At 39.3% G+C, this 18,780-nt stretch carries 13 protein-coding genes; 5 read left to right on the plus strand and 8 right to left on the minus strand.

The window, feature by feature from the left end; genetic code table 11:
* The first annotated feature begins 424 nt into the window (after window positions 1-424).
* A complete protein-coding gene (ligA, locus tag H6G97_RS31775; RefSeq protein WP_190944462.1) occupies window positions 425-2,461 on the plus strand; it encodes an NAD-dependent DNA ligase LigA in 2,037 nt (678 codons plus the stop codon).
* Window positions 2,462-2,606: 145 nt separating this feature from the next.
* Here ligA and H6G97_RS31780 read toward each other — a convergent pair whose 3' ends face one another.
* Window positions 2,607-4,082 carry an SIMPL domain-containing protein gene (locus tag H6G97_RS31780; RefSeq protein WP_190944463.1) on the minus strand — a complete coding sequence of 492 codons (1,476 nt, stop codon included), beginning with the start codon at window positions 4,080-4,082 and terminating at the stop codon, window positions 2,607-2,609.
* A 313-nt stretch (window positions 4,083-4,395) separates the two neighbouring features.
* On the opposite strand from H6G97_RS31780, the gene H6G97_RS31785 reads away from it, so the two are divergent.
* Window positions 4,396-6,609, plus strand: a complete 2,214-nt coding sequence (locus tag H6G97_RS31785) for an FUSC family protein (RefSeq protein WP_190944464.1) — start codon at window positions 4,396-4,398, stop codon at window positions 6,607-6,609.
* 57 nt (window positions 6,610-6,666) lie between these two features.
* Here the strand turns inward: H6G97_RS31785 and H6G97_RS31790 are convergent, their stop codons facing one another.
* From H6G97_RS31790 to H6G97_RS31805, 4 genes are all read right to left on the minus strand, one after another.
* On the minus strand, window positions 6,667-9,102 hold the full coding sequence (locus H6G97_RS31790; RefSeq protein ID WP_190944465.1) for a hypothetical protein: 2,436 nt from the start codon (window positions 9,100-9,102) through the stop codon (window positions 6,667-6,669).
* 201 nt (window positions 9,103-9,303) lie between these two features.
* Window positions 9,304-10,194 carry an S-formylglutathione hydrolase gene (gene fghA, locus H6G97_RS31795; RefSeq protein WP_190944466.1) on the minus strand — a complete coding sequence of 297 codons (891 nt, stop codon included), beginning with the start codon at window positions 10,192-10,194 and terminating at the stop codon, window positions 9,304-9,306.
* Between the two features lie 125 nt (window positions 10,195-10,319).
* On the minus strand, window positions 10,320-11,582 hold the full coding sequence (locus tag H6G97_RS31800) for a sensor histidine kinase (protein ID WP_190944467.1): 1,263 nt from the start codon (window positions 11,580-11,582) through the stop codon (window positions 10,320-10,322).
* A gap of 42 nt (window positions 11,583-11,624) precedes the next feature.
* Entirely contained in the window at window positions 11,625-12,299 is a 675-nt protein-coding gene (locus H6G97_RS31805) for a response regulator transcription factor (protein ID WP_190944474.1), read from the minus strand.
* A gap of 199 nt (window positions 12,300-12,498) precedes the next feature.
* Between H6G97_RS31805 and H6G97_RS31810 the strand changes: the two genes are divergently transcribed.
* Window positions 12,499-13,074, plus strand: coding sequence for a hypothetical protein (locus H6G97_RS31810; RefSeq protein ID WP_190944468.1), 576 nt, complete (start codon window positions 12,499-12,501; stop codon window positions 13,072-13,074).
* Window positions 13,075-13,077: 3 nt separating this feature from the next.
* Here the strand turns inward: H6G97_RS31810 and H6G97_RS31815 are convergent, their stop codons facing one another.
* A complete protein-coding gene (locus tag H6G97_RS31815; protein WP_190944469.1) occupies window positions 13,078-13,305 on the minus strand; it encodes a hypothetical protein in 228 nt (75 codons plus the stop codon).
* Between the two features lie 463 nt (window positions 13,306-13,768).
* On the opposite strand from H6G97_RS31815, the gene H6G97_RS31820 reads away from it, so the two are divergent.
* Both H6G97_RS31820 and H6G97_RS31825 read left to right on the plus strand, forming a co-directional pair.
* A complete protein-coding gene (locus H6G97_RS31820) occupies window positions 13,769-14,200 on the plus strand; it encodes a hypothetical protein (RefSeq protein WP_190944470.1) in 432 nt (143 codons plus the stop codon).
* A 51-nt stretch (window positions 14,201-14,251) separates the two neighbouring features.
* Window positions 14,252-14,887, plus strand: a complete 636-nt coding sequence (locus tag H6G97_RS31825) for a class I SAM-dependent methyltransferase (protein WP_190944471.1) — start codon at window positions 14,252-14,254, stop codon at window positions 14,885-14,887.
* A 1-nt stretch (window position 14,888) separates the two neighbouring features.
* Here the strand turns inward: H6G97_RS31825 and H6G97_RS31830 are convergent, their stop codons facing one another.
* Window positions 14,889-17,627 carry a cation-transporting P-type ATPase gene (locus tag H6G97_RS31830; protein WP_190944472.1) on the minus strand — a complete coding sequence of 913 codons (2,739 nt, stop codon included), beginning with the start codon at window positions 17,625-17,627 and terminating at the stop codon, window positions 14,889-14,891.
* A gap of 161 nt (window positions 17,628-17,788) precedes the next feature.
* A complete protein-coding gene (locus tag H6G97_RS31835) occupies window positions 17,789-18,580 on the minus strand; it encodes an ion transporter (protein ID WP_190944473.1) in 792 nt (263 codons plus the stop codon).
* Window positions 18,581-18,780: the final 200 nt, after the last annotated feature.

The raw sequence follows: 18,780 nt of genomic DNA on the forward strand, positions 1-18,780 counted from the left end.
GTCAGTATTTTGTATCTCAGGAGACACCAATGAAAAATCCCTCAGATGCACGACACTTAATTTCCATTCTTCGGAACAATGCCTAATTTACATGACTTTGAGCCTTAACTGAACCGTATTGCGCCAAGGTGAGGTACAGATAATCGTAGGGGCACAATATGTTGTACCCCTACCTGTATACTTCATTTACTGTATATAGCAATTTCTTGACTTGCGATCGCTCTACATTTTTTCCCAGTGGAATTATACTTAGTACTCAGGGGAGGGGCACTACTGAGGTTTGCGACATGATCGCCCTATCCTAGTATTGGGTAGCGCGGGATTTGGTAAAACTTATTTACCTTGGGATATGGCTCAAAAGCTCAAATTTTGTATAGTACAAATGTATGATTTGTTAGCCTTATCTTAGATATTTTATAATTCTATGACACAGATTAAGCCGGAAGTAAAGCGCACAGAAGAATTGCGCCAATTATTGCAACAAGCCAGCTATGCTTATTACGTCCTAGATACTCCAATTATGGAGGATGCAGTCTATGACCAGCTATATCGAGAACTGCAACAACTGGAAATTCAATATCCAGAGTTAACAGCACCTGATAGTCCGACTCAGCGCGTGGGTGAGAAACCGGCAACGCAGTTTACCTCGGTGCGGCACAATATCCCGTTGTACAGTCTGGAGAATGCATTCAATATTGATGAGTTGCAAGCATGGGATCAGCGTTGGCGGCGACAAGTACCGAAAATAGATTCAGTGGAATATGTCACTGAACTGAAAATTGATGGTTCTGCTTTGGCTCTTACTTACCAAAATGGCATTCTAGTTAGAGGCACAACTAGGGGTGATGGGGTAACGGGTGAAGATATTACCCAAAATGTACGGACAATTCGCTCAATTCCCTTACGTTTAAATTTTGAAGGGTTAGAAATTTTAGAAAGGGTGGAAGTCAGAGGCGAAGCGTTTTTACCTTTGGAAGTGTTTAAACAAATTAACGAGGAAAGGCAAAAAGCAAGTGAGCAATTATTTGCTAATCCCCGCAATGCCGCAGCTGGTACACTCAGACAATTAGACTCCCGCATTGTCGCTAAGAGGCGGTTAGATTTCTTTGGCTACACCTTGCACATTCCTGGTAGAGATGACACCAGTATTGCCAATACCCAATGGGAAGCGTTGGAGTTGTTGGAAAAGATGGGTTTTCGAGTCAACCCTAAGCACAAACTCTGTGCTTCGATCGCAGAAGTGGCAAAATATTATGAATATTGGGACACAGAACGGCTGAATTTACCCTACATGACTGATGGGGTAGTAGTGAAGCTGAATTCTTTTAAACTTCAGGAACAGCTAGGGTTTACGCAGAAATTCCCCCGTTGGGCGATCGCGTTGAAGTACCCAGCCGAAGAAGCGCCTACCCGTGTGGAAAATATTGCTGTGAATGTTGGGAGAACAGGGGCGTTAACACCTTTAGCAGAGATGCGCCCGGTGCAACTGGCAGGGACAACAGTTTCTCGTGCAACTTTACATAATAGCGATCGCATTGCTCAATTAGATATCCGCATTGGTGATACTGTCATCGTCCGCAAAGCTGGGGAAATCATTCCAGAAGTGCTGAGGGTAATCAAAGAACTCCGTCCTGCTGATACCGAACCTTTTGTTATGCCCACCCATTGCCCAGTCTGCGGCCAATTGGTGGTGCGAGAATCAGGTGAGGCGGTGACTCGGTGCGTCAATGCTTCCTGTGCGGCGATTCTTAAAGGTTCTATAGAACATTGGGTAAGTCGTGATGCCTTGGATATCAAAGGCATGGGCGAAAAACTGGTATATCAACTCGTTGATAAAGGTTTAGTGCATTCCGTTGCCGATTTATATGAGTTGACAGCAGAGAAATTATCTGCATTAGAAAGGATGGGGAAAAAGTCGGCAGAGAAATTAGTGGATGCGATCGCTCAATCAAAAAATCAACCTTGGTCAAGGGTATTGTATGGTTTAGGCATCCGTCACGTTGGCAGTGTAAATGCTCAATTGTTGACTCAGAAATATTTCAATGTAGACCAGTTAGCGGCAGCAAAGCAATCAGATATTGAAGGCATTTATGGTATTGGTGCTGAAATTGCCCAATCAGTGTACCAGTGGTTTCGGATTGATGCTAACCAAAGGTTGATAGAACGCTTACAAGCAGAAGGATTGCAATTAACTGCCACAGAAGAAACAAAAATAGTTGGTGATGGTAATCAAAAGTTTGCAGGTAAAACTTTTGTAATCACGGGAACATTGCCAACTTTAAAACGGGATGAAGCGAAGGCTTTGATTCAAAAAGCTGGTGGGAAAGTGACTGATTCGGTGAGTAAAAAAACCGATTATTTACTGCTAGGAGAAGATGCCGGCTCTAAGTTAGAAAAAGCAGTTTCATTAGGAATTACGCAGTTAAGCGAGGCGCAATTCTTGGAGATGACTGAAGATTGAAATCGTGTCAAATTAAGCCTGGGCGAATGGAATTCGCCCAGGCTTAATTTGATACCAATGATTCTTGACACTCTCCGCCATACATAAACGGGGATTCTTGAATCTTTTTTGAGTACTTTAGCTGATTGACAAAAGATGCTTTCTTTTAAACGGTCACGGGTGAATCGAGAGTAATTGCTGTTGGATAATAAAGAATATCTAGAGAAACACTAGCTTCTACCGACTGAAGACCACCAATTATAGGAGTTGAAGCACCTGCTGCAAAAGCTCTATCTGCATTAAACACCAAAGGAGATGGGCTGAAATTGTCAGATGAGTTAATGTCAATGTCAATAATCTCTCCAGGGGTTAACTTCAAGGTACTAAAAACAGCCTGAGCTTGGGCTTGGGCATCTTTAACAGCTTCGCTAAGAACTTGCAGACGTGCCTGCTGCAATGCTTCGTCTGAAGCAGTGAAGCTTATATTTTGTATTACATTTGCGCCTGCTTGGATAGCTGTGTCAATTGCTGCTCCAGATTGATCAGTTGGTAACTCAAACTGAAGTGTGTTCAACCCTTCAAAGCCAGTTAGGGTTTGAGTCCCATCTGCAAAGCTAAAGACGGGATTTAGTTGAATAGATGTAGTTTGAAGTTCTTGCGCCCCAAGGTTTTGCAGCACATCAACTACTGCTGTTGAACGTCGAGCAACTTCTTCTTGAACTTCGGTTGCGGTTTTTCCCTGTACTTGAATCCCCAATTGCACCTCAGTTAAAGTCGTGGGAACAGTGACCTCTCCTCGACCAGTAACTTCCAATATCTGAGAAGGGTTTGGATTAGTGCCACCAGTCAGGGAATTGATAATCACAAGAGCCTGCTGACTCCCACCTGTGAGATTATCTGTAGCCGAAGGGAGAGTGACTGCTGAATTTGGAGAATAACCGATATTTAGAGAAACACTAGCTTCTACCGACTGAAGACCACCAATTATAGGAGTTGTAGCACCTGCTGCAAAAGCTCTATCTGCTTCTACATTAAACACTAAAGGAGATGGGCTAGGATTGTCAGCTGAGTTAATATCAATGTCAATAATCTCTCCGGGGGTTAACTGCAAGGTACTGAAAACAGCCTGAGCTTGCCCTTGGGCATCTTCAACAGCTTCGCTAAGAACTTGCAGGCGTGCCTGCTGCAATGCTTCGTCTGAAGCAGTGAATCTTATATTCTGTATTAAATTTGCGCCTGCTTGGATAGCTGTGTCAATTGCTGCTCCAGCCCGCTCAGTTGGTAACTCAAACTGAAGTGTGTTGCTCCCTCTAAAGCCAGTTAGGGTTTGAGTCCCATCTGCAAAGCTAAAGACGGGATTTAATTGAATAGATATAGTTTGAAGTTCTTGCGCTCCAAGGTTTTGCAGCACATTAACTACTGCTGTTGAACGTCGAGCAACTTCTTCTTGAACTTCGGTTGCGGTTTTTCCCTCTACTTGAATCCCCAATTGCACCTGAGTCAAAGTAGTGGCAACAGTAACCTCTCCTCGACCAGTAACTTCCAATATCTGAGAAGGGTTTGCATTAGTGCCACCAGTCAGAGGATCGATGATCACAAGAGCCTGCTGGCTCACGCCTGTGAGCTCATCTGTGTTAGCCATCTTAAATTCTCCTTGCTTAGATGATGTTTAAAACCTGTTGTTTTAATCTTAGAAGATGTCTAAAAAGTGAGAAAGGGCACTTAACAGTATCAGAACTTACACGTAAACACGATTTATATTACCGCGTATAGCTGTTTAAAAGTAAATTTGTATAAATCTAAGGCTTCTTCAGCATATATATTTGTAGCAATTCTTTACTATTCGTAATTAAACTCTCAAGTTAAATCACATATTCAACGATGAGGTGCTCAACCTCAGATATAAGAAGATTAAGAAAATCTAGATAAAAATTTTGTTTTATTAAACAAAAACAATGCAGTTGAATCAAAGTAATTTCCTGAGATTTCTGATCCAGTCAGAGCCAGGAAAACCGGCAATATCCAACGGCTTACGAGCGGCATTAGCATTGGGGGTTCCCATGCTAATTGGGCAATTTATCAACCAAAGGGAAAGCGGATTATTTGTCGGTTTAATGGCTTACTTTGTCAACTTAGCCAATATTGGTGGCCCTTACCAGATAAAAGCTAAGGCGATGACGGGGGCTACTTTAGGAATCGCTGTTTCAGTATTTGTGGCTACTCTAGTTGCTAAAATTCCAGCGCTAACTGTGGTGCTGGCCTTTTTCTGGGGACTTGCTTCAGGTTTTGCATCGCTGTACGGTAATGCTGGAGCAAATGTTGGTCTGGTGGTAAGGATATCATTTATTTCCACGATCGCACAGCCAGGAAACTTAGAAGTTGCAGTAATGCGATCGCTGCTATGTCTAATTGCAGGTGGATGGGCAATGCTACTTTCCTTGGTAATGTGGCCTTTTAGACCTTATGATCCAGTACGGATAGCTTTGGCTGACTGCTTAAAGGCGATTGCCAACTACATTCAAAAATTCGCCGGTAAAGTCGCAACACCTGAAAATATTCTCGAAATTAGAAAGGCATTAGAGACAGCACGCACTACTTTAGGTACTACACGGATTGGACAGGCGGCTAGGAGTTGGATGGATGAACAGTTATTGGTGCTAATTCAGGATGGCGATCGCTTGCTTGGCTCAGTTATTGCCTTAATAGAATTACTAGAAACTCACTTTCAGCACCAGCAATATTACGCAGTCCAGCAATTAGTAGACGATGCACTTGTGGAAATATCAATTATTCTTCAAGCCATAGCGAAAGTCATATCTCGCAAGCCTGCTAGTATCGATCTTGGAAATCTCAACCGCATCTATGAGGCACTGAAAGAACAAGAAAGTCTGCAAAGAAAAGCAATTACCGGGAGTGAGGCAGACTACACAACTCTTGTGGCTTTCACTAACTTGGTGCTGATGATCGAAAAGCTGATCAAGCAACTGGAATACACGGCTCAGACAGCTAAATCGCTAGCAGATCGCAGCAAAATGAGTCGCCGAGATGTAGATACACTACTTTTAGTTGCAGGCGAACAGCGATCGCTTTTAAGTTTACTCAAAGAAAATCTCACCTTAGACTCAGCAATCTTTCGCCATGCTCTCCGCATTGGTGTGAGTTTAACTGTAGGCGTAATATTATACAGCGTTACCAATTTACCAATGGGGTATTGGGTAACACTAACAATCATGCTAGTCCTCAAACCGAACTTGGGTGCAACTTTTCAGCGGTTTTTCCAGCGTGTTGGCGGGACTATTTTGGGAGCTGTGTTAGCAGCTGTCATCGTTGCAAATATCACAAACAAGGCTGTATTAGACATAATCATTTTACTGACAGTCTTTTTTGGCATTTCCCTGATCGGTTTCAACTATGGGTATTCGGTGGTTTTCTTGTCAATATTTGTCTTACTAATTATTGATGTTGGTAATCCCATTGGTTGGCAGTTTGCTGCCTTTCGGGTGTTGAATACATTAATTGGAGCGGGACTAGCTTTTGCAAGTCATTACTTTATATGGCCAAACTGGGAACGCGATCGCTTACCCAGTCAACTCGCCACTGCCTTGCGAGAATGTCACAAATACTTTAGCGATGTGATGGCTGTTTACCAGGGGACAAAAGAGCGTGACTCTAGCATTATTAGTCAACGGCGACAAACTGGACTGGCAATTGGCAATGCCCAAGCCTCCTTCCAAGGATTGCTACGTGAACCCCAAATGCACAAAGAGTTAGTAGAACCAGTGATGACGCTGCTAGTGTACATGGGACGTTTTACTAACGCCGTGACAGTTTTGGCAGTGCATCTCGAACATTTTCGAGCAACTGTGCCACTCCCAGAATTAGAAACCTTTGTCCGCCAAGTTTTGCTACTGTTAGAGCAGTTAGCTGATTCAATACAGCAGGAAATTACCCCTTTGCCCTTACCTGACTTGGAAGAAACTCTGCACAAAATCCAGCCGCATCTGCAAGCACTGCGTACAGCCCGGATACAAGAATTAGATGTCAATCAAGGACATACACCTATTCGTCAGGCAGTCATTGATTACAGCATATTAGATTTGGAGATTGAGCAGATTGTCCGGCGGTTGACTGCTATGCACTCAGCAATGGTACGGCTAAATATCAAGTAAATGAAGCATATCTTTTTTTATCTTATGTAAAAGTGCAAAACCATAAACCCTGATATTTTAAAAGTGGATTAATGGCAAAAATTTCATAATATTTGTGACAGTTTTTAAAGTTTTTAATTCTGGTATATCTGGTTTTAATTGTTCTGCGATCGCTAATTTTTCTTCAGCTTGTGCAGGTTGAAAATTATATAAATAAACAACAGCTAAATAAAGCCATGTGTAAGGGTTTTGAGCATCATATTTAGTTAATTCTATTAAGTTTTGGATTAATTTTGAGGCTTGGCGCTGTAAAAGTTGTGATAAAACTAGAGTGTAACGCAAATTTAAGTTATTTGGCTCTTTTTGTAAATGATAATTAGCTGCAAAATCAATCTGCTTTAAATAATCTTGAGTAGGATCGTATTGATTGAAATTATCTATCTGCCCAAATATATTATTTAACTTACCTTGTTGTAACTCTTGCGCTAGTTGTGACGTTCGGGTAACTAAATCTAAAGCTGGCGATTTTTCTACTGTTCCTACATCTGTCACATTTACAATAGTATCGGGAATATTTAAAGGTGTGACTTTATTGTTTCTTGTATCTAGATATAGTGCTGAGAGTTGATATTTTCCTACTGGTATTTTGGGAATAAATGTGGCTAAAGCCTCTTTCACCTGGAAAGTTCCTTCAGGATGGCATTTGATACCACAGTATAAATTACCCAAGCCAATAGCATGATCGTGATACCAAGATGATTGGTTATTTTGCCATTTTAATAGTAATATACTATTTTGCAAATCATCCCACGAACCTGTTATTTGATATGTGACAGGATTATTTTTATCTAAAATTAATTGCTGAGGAATTGTCACCTTTTCTAAACTAATTACAGAATTACTATTATTTAATTTTTCTACAACTACTTGAGGATTTTTGCGGTGATATAATCGAATTTTATCTCCACCAGGTAATATCCAATCACCCTGTAATTTCAAATCACTAGAAGATTCGACTAAAGATTTTAATTTGCGTTTAGCCTCTCCCCTTTCTCCTGGTTCCTCTGGTTCATTATCTCTGGTAACATACCAAGATAAATATTGTAAATCTTGCTCTACCTCAGATAACTTTGTTGTTAATTTTCTGCCATATACCCGAAAATCTGCTAATGTCCCAAAATAATCTAAAGTAAACTGATTTACTTGAGGTGTAGAAACAGGAATTACCCCTAAAGTTGACCTTAAATATAAATTTGTTTCGGTAATTTTATTTATCAGTTTATCCAGAGGATATTTACTAACATCATTATTAGGTAAATGTTTCCCACCCCATGCTTGAATTAAAGGTAAGGGAAACAAATTGTTGAGTAGAATTATGAGGGTTAATCCCAGAGCGGCTAATCTCAGTCTATCAAAATATATATTTTCAATTAAGTTGAATAAATCTGCCAATATTAAACTAATTATAGGAAAGCATGGGAGAATAAATCTGATATCTTTATTTGTACCCAAAGAACAAATTATATAGCTACTTACTAAGGTAACTAACAACCAAATCCGAGCCGATTTCTGGAAATTTACTGAAATTAAATTAGTAGAAAATTTATATTTAATTAGATAGACTAATAAAATGCCAATACTTACACATAATATTGGTAAACCGACGCTTTCTGGGATCATCTGTGGATAGTATAACCATCCAGCAATAGTTGTGAAAGAAGGATCGCCCTCCCTTCTTCCGACTTGGTTAGCATTTAATGCTGATGTAATAATTGTTAACCAATTTAAGCTATACCAAAAACCACAAATAAACCAAGCTATCATTAAAGATAAGCAAGTTTGAATTAGCTTAATTAATTTACGTTTTCTAATAAAGCTAATTAATGTCCAAATACTAGGAACTAAAATAAAAATAAATCCTGTAGGTTTAGCCAACAATATTAAACCTATGCCTATGCCCAATATAATAGTTAATCCCCATGAGAAAAAGTTAGTATAACTATCCTTCCAAATCGTCAAAACTGTGAAAGTTGCTATAACAATTGCTGTCAAACCATAATCTAATAAATAATCTGTCCGCATAATCCCCAAAACAGGAAATAACAGACAAAATATGCTGGCAGTTATGCTAGTTTTTCGATTTTTAAATAAATAATTACCTAAATGATATACTGAAAGTATAATTATCGCAGTGTACAATAAATTGACCAAACTTGCTTGGTCAAATCCACGTCCAAACAACATCAAAAATGGAACGGTGCAAATATATACAAAAGGGGCGCGATAACTTGGAGTTAATTGCCACAAAGATAACCACCAATTTCCTGAAAAGATATTGAAGTCTTGAAAAATTCTATAATGATGTAATGCTGTGGTTAAATGTGCGCTTTGATCGTAGAATGGAATCGATTCATCTAGAAAAAACCAAGCTCTATCGATAGCCAATGCGATCAGCCAAATTATTAAGAGGATGATATAATCTTTTCGACGCTGAGAATGGTCAAAATAACTCATATTTACTTGCTCAAAAAGAAAGTTTAACCAATTATATATCTGTCATGTATCGTTGTTTCACTAGCGATCGCTAGTGCCAGAGAAAACAGAAATGATTCTAGCACTGGGCATTGGTAAAGGCGATTGATCGCATTGACTCACTGCCGTGTGGCAGTTTGTAAAATACTTATTTTTTTAGAATTGTACACCCTTGTTGAAAAATCAAAATAGAAACGTGGGGTTTAAATAGATGAAAACTGCTGTCATTAATAAAGCGAGCGCATGGTGACGGATATGATCTTCAATAAAACTGGCGATGAAATAATAACTGTGGTCATAGCCTTCTTGGTAACGCAGCTTTAGCGGCTGATTAACATCTGCACAAGCTTGCTCAAACACTTCAGGCATTAATTGTTGTTCAGCTAAAAATTTATCAGCAGTTCCTTGATCAATGAGGATCGAACTGTGATATCCTACTTTTTTGACTAATTCACTAGCATCATAATCACGCCAACTTTCTTGATTTTTGCCAAGATAACCACTAAAAGCCTTTTGACCCCAAGGACAACGCATAGGTGTAGTAATAGGTGCAAAAGCTGATACTGATTTGTAGAGTTCAGGGTTTCTCAACGCACAGACAAGCGCCCCATGTCCCCCCATAGAATGACCGAAAATACCTTGTTTTTCCGGTTGGGTGGGGAAGTTTGCAGTAATTAAAGCAGGTAATTCCTGAACGACATAACTATACATTTGGTAGTTTTTACACCACGGTTCCTCTGTAGCGTCAACATAAAAGCCCGCACCGATGCCAAAGTCCCAGTTATCATCCTCACCTGCAATGCCAGTATTACGCGGACTCGTATCTGGTGCAACCAATATCAAACCGTACTCAGCCGCCAATCGCTGTACCCCTCCCGCTTTTGCCATAAAATTTTCTTCCGTGCAAGTTAACCCAGAGAGGAAATAGAGAATTGGTACAGGTTTTTGAGTTGCTTGCGGTGGTTGATAGACAGCAAAGCGCATTTCAGCGTTACAGGTGGAAGAGTGATGACTGTAAAAACCGAGTTTGCCACCAAAGCTTTTATATTCGGAAATGAGATTGAGGTTAGACATTGGTTATATTTTCTTTCCTAAACGACTGCGGAGAATGATGTAGCAAGTCAAATCTCCCTACTGGCTGCATTTTGTATTTTGACTTATGAATTATCTTTTAACAATAGAAACAGAATTTATAGATTTTACTTTAGAGGCAAATAAATTTGTAAAGTTGTACCTTCCTTGAATACACTCTTAATAGTAATTTTACCACCATGAGATTGAACTATTTGTTGGGCAATAGCTAACCCCAAACCAAATCCTCCTGTTTGACGAGAGCGCTTTTTATCCACTCGATAAAATCGTTCAAAAATATATGGCAAATCAGCTTCAGGAATACCAATACCATTGTCTATAATTTGAATTACAGCCCCATGTGATTGGGTAAATAATTGTAATTCAACTTGGCCACCAGTAGGAGTATATTTACAAGCATTATTAAGTAAATTTATAATTATTTGACGAAGCAAATTAGCATCGCCAAGCACAGTTATACTATTATTTGATAGTTTGGAAACCAAACTAAGATGTTGTGCATCTGCTTGGGTGGCATAATCATCTGTTATCTGCACAAGCAAATTATTTAAGTCAATTACTTGTAATGATTCAGTCGGTAATTGACCTTGAGAACGTGCCAGAAACAGCAGATTATTTACCAAAGTACTCATTGACTTAGCGATCTCAAAAATCTTTTGGAAGCGCTGACGTTGCATCTCCAGATCAGTAGATTTAGATAAAAAGCCATACTGAGCATTACTAATAATTGCTGCCAGAGGCGATCGCAATTCGTGGGAAGCATCAGCTGTAAACCTTTGCAGATGATCGTAACTGTGGCGAATTGGTTGCATTGCTAGTCCTCCCAGCCACCAACCGGTGAGGGCAACTACACCTAAAGTAATAGGTGCCGAGATCGCCAAAACCATACGGAATTCAGCTAAAGCGCTTTCAGTAGCTGTCATCGGCATGGCTGCCTGCAAATAACCAATCAATAAACCATTTTGGTAAACAGGCAATGTTACCTGACGTAGCCAGACTTTGCTATCAGCCTTGATAGTATCAAATCCACCTGACACTAAAAGGCGATCGCTGGGAATCGTACCAAAAAATTGTACCAGTTGCTTTTGATCATCGTACCAGCTTGCATACACTAGTTGACTATCCGGCAATGGTTGTACCATACTTCCCAAAAATGGTATGTGTTCCAAGTCTACCTGTCGCTGACCATTATGCAGCTCCGACTTGACATTAGCCGCCATCACATTCGTTTTTTTATAAAGTAATCGATCTAGTTCCTCTAACTTATCTATGACTTCCCAGTAGTACACTACCGCCGCAAACACAATTAAAATACTGCCCATTGTTAGTGTGAACCAACTTGCAAGATTGCGACGGCTGCGATTAAACATAAGTAATTGTTAGTAATGTTATTATTCTCACTCTCCCAGTTTTTATTCTTGAGGATTTAAGCGATAACCCATACCATAAACTGTTCTAATCCAGTCTTCTGCACCCAATACTTGCAAGCGCTGCCGCAACTTGCGTATAAACACAGTTAAGGCATTGCTTTCTGGTTCCATACCGTACTCCCACAAAGCGTCTTCAATCTGGGTGCGAGTTAAAACCTGATTGGGATGACGCATCAGGTATTCTAGTAATTGTCCTTCACGGGGAGATAATTCTACTTTTACCTGATGCCGTTCTACACTTAATTCAGCTAAATGAAATTGTAAATCTGCTATACGTAAACTATACCCCTGCCAATTAGGAACTCGTCGCCCCAAAGCACGTACTCGTGCTAAGAGTTCCACCAAGTCAGCAGGTTTAACTAAATAATCATCGGCTCCTGCATCTAAACCCATAACTTTGTCGGGTGTGGTGTCTTTAGCAGTTAACATCAATACTGGAGCATTTTTACCAGAGAGACGATACTGGCGACACAGATCCAATCCACTAATTGTTGGTAACATCCAGTCCACAATTAACAGATCGTAATCTTTTTGCGAAATTAGCCATTGGGCAATTTCTCCATCTTCGGCAGCATCTACAATATATCCTGCTTCTGACAGAATACCTTGTAATGGTTCTAATTGTTCCAAATCGTCTTCTACGAGTAAAATCCGCATAAAATTTTTTGGCGTAAAGCCTTGCAATAAAGTCATCAACTCTCTTTTAAAATTAGAGAAGGTAACTACCTCTATGTCTTCTATCTAATTTTAGATTTTAACTTTTAAATTATTCTCCATAATGAATAAGTTATATCTGCCAATAGATAGTTACAAATGCTCCTATAAATTCACGTATAAACCTTATAAATTAAAAGCTATGCCTGATTTACGTCCACAAGTTTTCCTATTTTTTTTACCTCTATTATTAGTAGGGATTGCTTTTTGGGCTGGTGGTGATTTCCTCACAAAGCAATTATTAAGTCTTTCCTACAGAACTTTAGATAAACTGCAAGCTAATATATTACCACAGGTTTCTTTAGGGTTAAATTTTACACTAATTGATCTGAAGATAGAGCCAGAAGAGAATTTGACTCAAGTTCAAATTCAAACAGCCAACTCCATGCTTAAAAGATTAGAGCTAGAAATTCCCAACTCCAAATTTACAGAAATAGCGATCGCCCAAAAATTAGGATTGTATCCTCAAATCAAAAAACTAGAACGTAATCAACAAATACAAATAAAAATTCCACTAAGTTTGATAGCAATCAAAGCTAAAATTGAAAAAAAGCAAGGATTTAGCTTGGTTGAGGTGAGAACTGCCAATAATGCTCTAAAAAAGTTAAATTTTATGCTACCAGTCACTGAAGTTAATATGTTAGAAGTGATGACTGCTCAGTTATTTAATTTATCTCTTGAAGATGTCAGAAAACTTATAATTTATCAAGTTAGTTGAAAATCAATCGCGGTTATAACCACAACCCAAACAACGCATACAAACAGAAAAAGCTGCTAAAACTGATACAATTTCAATTAGCAATTGAAATGCCAAGGGAGCTAGAGCCAAGCCCCAAATCAAAAGAATTGTCCCGCTTATCATCGCAGTAATGCGATTAATTTCGTTTTTAGTATTGAAAGCCAAGAAAAAAGTTCCAAAACCCATTAATAATAAGACTAAGCTACTCATAAATATATTCATGACTTACACTGTTTTTTGTGAACCCTACATTTACACCAAAATTCAGTTGCGGAGCCGGAGACGATCTTAATACAGAATTGATGTTAGTAGTCAAAAATGAATTAACACAAATCTACCATATCATATATGCCAATTTTAGAGGTTGTTTGAAAAGTATTTTACTGTAACTTTAGACACTTTCAGATCCCCCCTAACCCCCCTTTTTTAAGAGGGGAACCGGAATTAAAGCCCTTCTTTTAAGGGGGTTGGGGGATCAACAAAGTTTTGCTACTGACAAAATGACTGTCTTACTGTCACTTTTTGATCACATTCTTGTTGTAAATTTAATTATCACTAAATTTATCATAAATAATTTAAAAAGTTTAAATACTAAATAATTTGCGCTTATAGCCAATTTTATTTAAAAAGCTAACAAAACATGAACAAGTGAATTTTATAAAAGGTAAATGACATGAAAGCAAATGAAATTTTAGGACAAGATATACCAGAACACTTAAGCCTTGAGCCGTTAAATCTGACTCAAACAAACCTATCTAGAATAAGTTTGACTACAGAAAAGCGTGAGGGCGAAAAGCTGGTTGGAGAGAATACAAATACTGTAGCAACTTCAAATCTATCTTTTATTTTGGCTCCTTTTATATTGTTAATAATGGGCGGGATAGTTATTTTTCATAAGCTCAAACTGTCTCATCAACCTGAAAATATAAATAATTTAGATGATTTCCCCTGTACAAATTGTCATTTTTTTTCAAAAAACAGCTATCTCAAGTGTGCGGTAAATCCTTCTATTTTTTTCACAAAAGCAGCAATTAGTTGTTGTGATTATCAGCCGTTACAAAACATAACAAAAATTAAGTCTTCTAAGATTTCACAACGAAAGTAAAGTTAATTAAAAATAGAGAGTTGATTATGATTGTTGACAAACATCAAAATCATGATTGCTAAACAACATCTACTGTTATTTGTTACTGGGGTTAGTGCTATATTTAGCGTTTCTAGTTGTACCTTAGAACGCAATTTTGAGGCAGAGCAACAGCAGCCTGGTTCAATAATTAAATCTCAAGTAAGCCGAGCAGATGTACCTTATGTCCCAACACCACAAAAAGTAGTAGACGCTATGCTGAAGCTAGCAAAAGTTAACAGCAAGGATATAGTCTATGACTTAGGTAGCGGTGATGGGCGAATTCCTATTACTGCTGTGCATAAATATAATGCTCATCGTGCTGTTGGTGTAGAAATTAATCCACATTTTGTCCAAAAAAGCCGTACTAATGCTCAAAAAGCCGGAGTAAGCGATCGCGTAGATTTTCACGAACAAAACCTGTTTCAAACTGACTTAAAACAGGCAACAGTAGTAACGCTTTACTTGCTACCCGATCTGAACGTAAAACTACGACCCAAATTATTAAAAGAATTGAAACCAGGCACTCGCATTGTTTCCCACAGCTTTGATATGGGTGAGTGGAAACCAAAACGAGTGATCCGAGTAAACGGCGCAACCCTTTACTTATGGGTAGTGCCTGAGAATGTGCCAGCAAATTTGGGATTAGGGATTGGGTTAGGAGAGTAAATCAGTTGAGAGGGTCGAAACGATTTACTATAATTGATACTCCAATCATTGGCAATCCTATAAGGAAGCAAATCAACCATTGATTTAAATTCAGTGGGGCAGTAGAAAATAAGTTATTCATTAAGTTCCACTGACTAAAAATAATCTGCAAAATTATCGTAGTAGCGATACCAATCCCAATTGCTGAGGCATCGCTAAATGTCTGTCTGACTCCCCGAATCGTATTAACTAGAGCCATTCCTAATTGACTAATACTTAAAAGATAAAAAATTCTCCCAGCTACCAAAGCCTGAATTGCCATTGTTCGGGCTAAATCGATATTTCCTGTAGTTTGTCGTATCCATTCAAATACACCAAAAATCAAAATCCAGTTAAAGAGAGAAACTATCAGAATCCGCTTGACTAAACTTTTAGAAAGTAATGGTTCGCGGGGGCTGCGTGGTGATTGTTGCATTACCCGTTCAGACTTTGGCTCAAAGGCTAAAGGTACAGTCATGGCAATGGAATTTACCATATTCAGCCACAAAACTTGTAAAGATAAAATGGGCAATTCTCTGGCAAATAATACACTAATCAAAATCGTCATCGATTCGCCACCATTAACGGGTAGGATGAAGGCGATCGCTTTGAGCAAATTTCGATAAACAGTCCGCCCTTCCTCGACGGCGGCTTCTATTGAAGCGAAGTTATCATCAGTCAAAATCATATCTGAGGCTTCTTTGGCTACTTCTGTACCAGCACCTCCCATTGCAATACCAATATCTGCTTGTTTCAAGGCTGGTGCATCATTGACACCATCCCCAGTCATGGCAACAACCTCTCCTTTTGATTGCAGGGCTTCAACGATGCGAAGTTTCTGTTCTGGTGCAACACGGGCAAAGACTGCCCCATCTTCTATCGCTGTAGCCAGTTCTGATTTATCCATTTGAGCAAGTTCACTGCCTGTAAAAGCGAGAACTTCGCCATTTTTATTGAAGCCCATACTTTGAGCGATCGCTCTTGCAGTCACAGCATGATCGCCTGTAATCATTTTGACTTGAATACCAGCATTTTGACAGGCTTCTACTGCCTTGATAGCCTCGGTTCTAGGCGGATCGATCATCCCTTGCAATCCTAAGAAAACCAAATCCTTTTCGATATCTGCATGATCGAGTGAATCTTGAGCATGGGATACAGATTTATTCGCAAAAGCTAGTACCCGTAAACCAAGATTTGCCATCACATCCACTTCTTGATGTATGGTTTCTGTATCTACAGGGGTAAGGTTTCCCTCAGTATTTAACATCTGCTGACAACGTTTAAGAATTGCCTCTACCGAACCTTTAACGTAAATAGTTCTAGCTCGTGAAGAATTTTCTCTACTCGCATTTTCATGCAAAGTTGCCATATATTGAAACTCAGACTCAAATGGGATGACATCTAGTCTGGGCATTTGGGCTTCTAAGTTACTGCGATGCAGTCCAACTTTATCAGCAACAGCTATCAATGCTCCCTCTGTCGGATCGCCAAAAACCTGCCATTGTCCTTCCTTTTGTTCTAGATACGAGTCATTACATAACAAGCCTGCTTTGAGACATTCTACTAAAGCCGGGAGATTCTGCCAATCTATTGGCTGTTCATCTAATAAAATTTCTCCTTCTGGTGCATATCCTGTGCCAGTGGCTGTATATTGTTCACCACCTGCATAAATTGCTTGCACAGTCATCTGGTTTTCGGTTAGCGTTCCAGTTTTATCAGAGCAGATAACTGTAGCACCGCCAAGAGTTTCCACTGCTGGTAATTTGCGAACGATCGCATGTCGTCGCGCCATCCGCGAAACCCCGATTGCTAGTGTCACTGTTACTACAGCAGGCAATCCTTCAGGAATCGCACTCACAGCAAAGGCAACAGCCGCTTCAAACATTTCTGCCCAGGTATTGCCGTATCCCAGCCCGACTGCAAATGTCAACGCCGCGATGCCGAGAATGATGTATAACAAGGTGCGGCTAAATTTATCAAATTTTCGAGTTAAGGGAGTTTTCAGGCTCGTTCCTTGCTCAATAAGTTGGGAGATGCGCCCGGTTTCTGTGGCTTCTCCGATCGCCACCACAATCCCACTACCAGTACCAAAGGTAACAAAGCTACCAGCATAAGCCATGTTGAGGCGTTCAGCTAAGGCTGTATCTGTATTCAATGGCTGTGTATTTTTTTCGGTAGCGACTGACTCACCCGTGAGTGCTGATTCATTAACTTGCAGATTTCGGGATTTTATCAAACGTAAATCGGCTGGTACTTTATCGCCAGAAGTAAGTAGTACTAAATCCCCCGGTACTAACTCCGTTGAGGGAACTTGTACCTTTTGACCGTTGCGAAGGATAGTTGCATTGGTTTGTACTGAAGAAGCTAAGGCTGCGATCGCACTTTCGGCTTTCGATTCTTGAATAAAACCGATAATTGCATTAATTAAGGTTACGCCCCAAATTACCCAAGCATTTACCCATTGTCCGATTAAGGCTTTGATTGCACCCGCAATCAGCAAAATGTACAATAACGGTTGGTTAAATTGCAACAAAAATCTTAATACTGGGCTGGTTCCACGTTTTCCCTTAAGTTCATTGGCACCAAAACGTTCTTGCCGTTTCACCACCTCATCTGAAGTTAAACCTGTTTCTAGATTTGCGTCTAAATGTTGAGCTACCTTAGATGCAGGTAAATTGTGCCATTCATGTGGCTGGATGATGTTTTCAGATGTTGCTGTCATTTTGTTTACACCAAGATTGATTATTAGCTATTTGGTGATTAGCTGATCAGCAAAATTATGAACAATAAATGTGATGGAAATATGAGCAAAATGCGGCGTTGTATTATTTGCAGTAATTTGGAGCAGATGTAGGAGGATCTCAACGTGGATGCGATCGCATTTCAATCAACCCTGCGACTAGGTAACTTAGTCCCGCACCTTTTACAAAACCCAGCATCTACATCATGGAAAGTCAAACCACAACCTGAACAAACTGTTTCTACCTGATTAGCAGTTTTCACCACACGCTTAATTAAATCCCCTACTTGCCAAGGAATCAGTGCAATTCCGGTGAAAATCATCAATACTGTTAGCAAACGCCCTAATTCCGAAATTGGAACAACATCACCAAATCCCACAGTTGTCATTGTGACAACAGAGAAATAAAAGGCATCCAAAAATGTGCCGTAATTTTCAGGATTAACCTGATGCTCGACTTGATAAATTAAACCAGAGTAAATAAAAACAATTGCAAATAATGTAAATAATATTCGCGCAAAAATCATGCCATCTTCGGTGCTGATACTGGCGAATAAAAACTTTCTATCAATAAATCTAATTAATCGTAAAATCCGAAACCATCTTAGTAGGCGGATAAAGCTAATATCCACCATTCCGATAAAAAATGGCAAAATCGCCATTAAGTCAATAATTGAATAAAAGCTAAAAATATACTTAATTTTGTTTTCTGCACTCCACAGACGGAGTGAATATTCCACGGCGAAGATAATGACAATCGCAGTATCAGCCAGATTCAACTTAAACCGCATAGAATCAGGAATATTATATGTTTCCGCCACAAAAATTCCTGATGATATTAGCACCAAAGAGGCAAGTGTTAAATTAATCGCTTTACCGATTGGTGTTTCTAAGTCTTTTAAGTAGAATTCTGTTTCTTGTCTGCTCAATAACATATTCGACCATTAATACATCTTAATTCCCAGTTATAGCATTAGAAATACGATATTATTAACCATTATCCTTACGTTAACCTCAGCTTATATAGGAATCCTATTTGATTTTTGAAAAAGATTAAGAGAAAATACGTGCGAGGATGTAAGTGTAAAAGTAGACAATGATAAACCAGCATCTATCAAATGCATCATACCCGCCA

This window comes from Nostoc flagelliforme FACHB-838, assembly GCF_014698065.1.
Classification (GTDB): domain Bacteria; phylum Cyanobacteriota; class Cyanobacteriia; order Cyanobacteriales; family Nostocaceae; genus Nostoc; species Nostoc flagelliforme_B.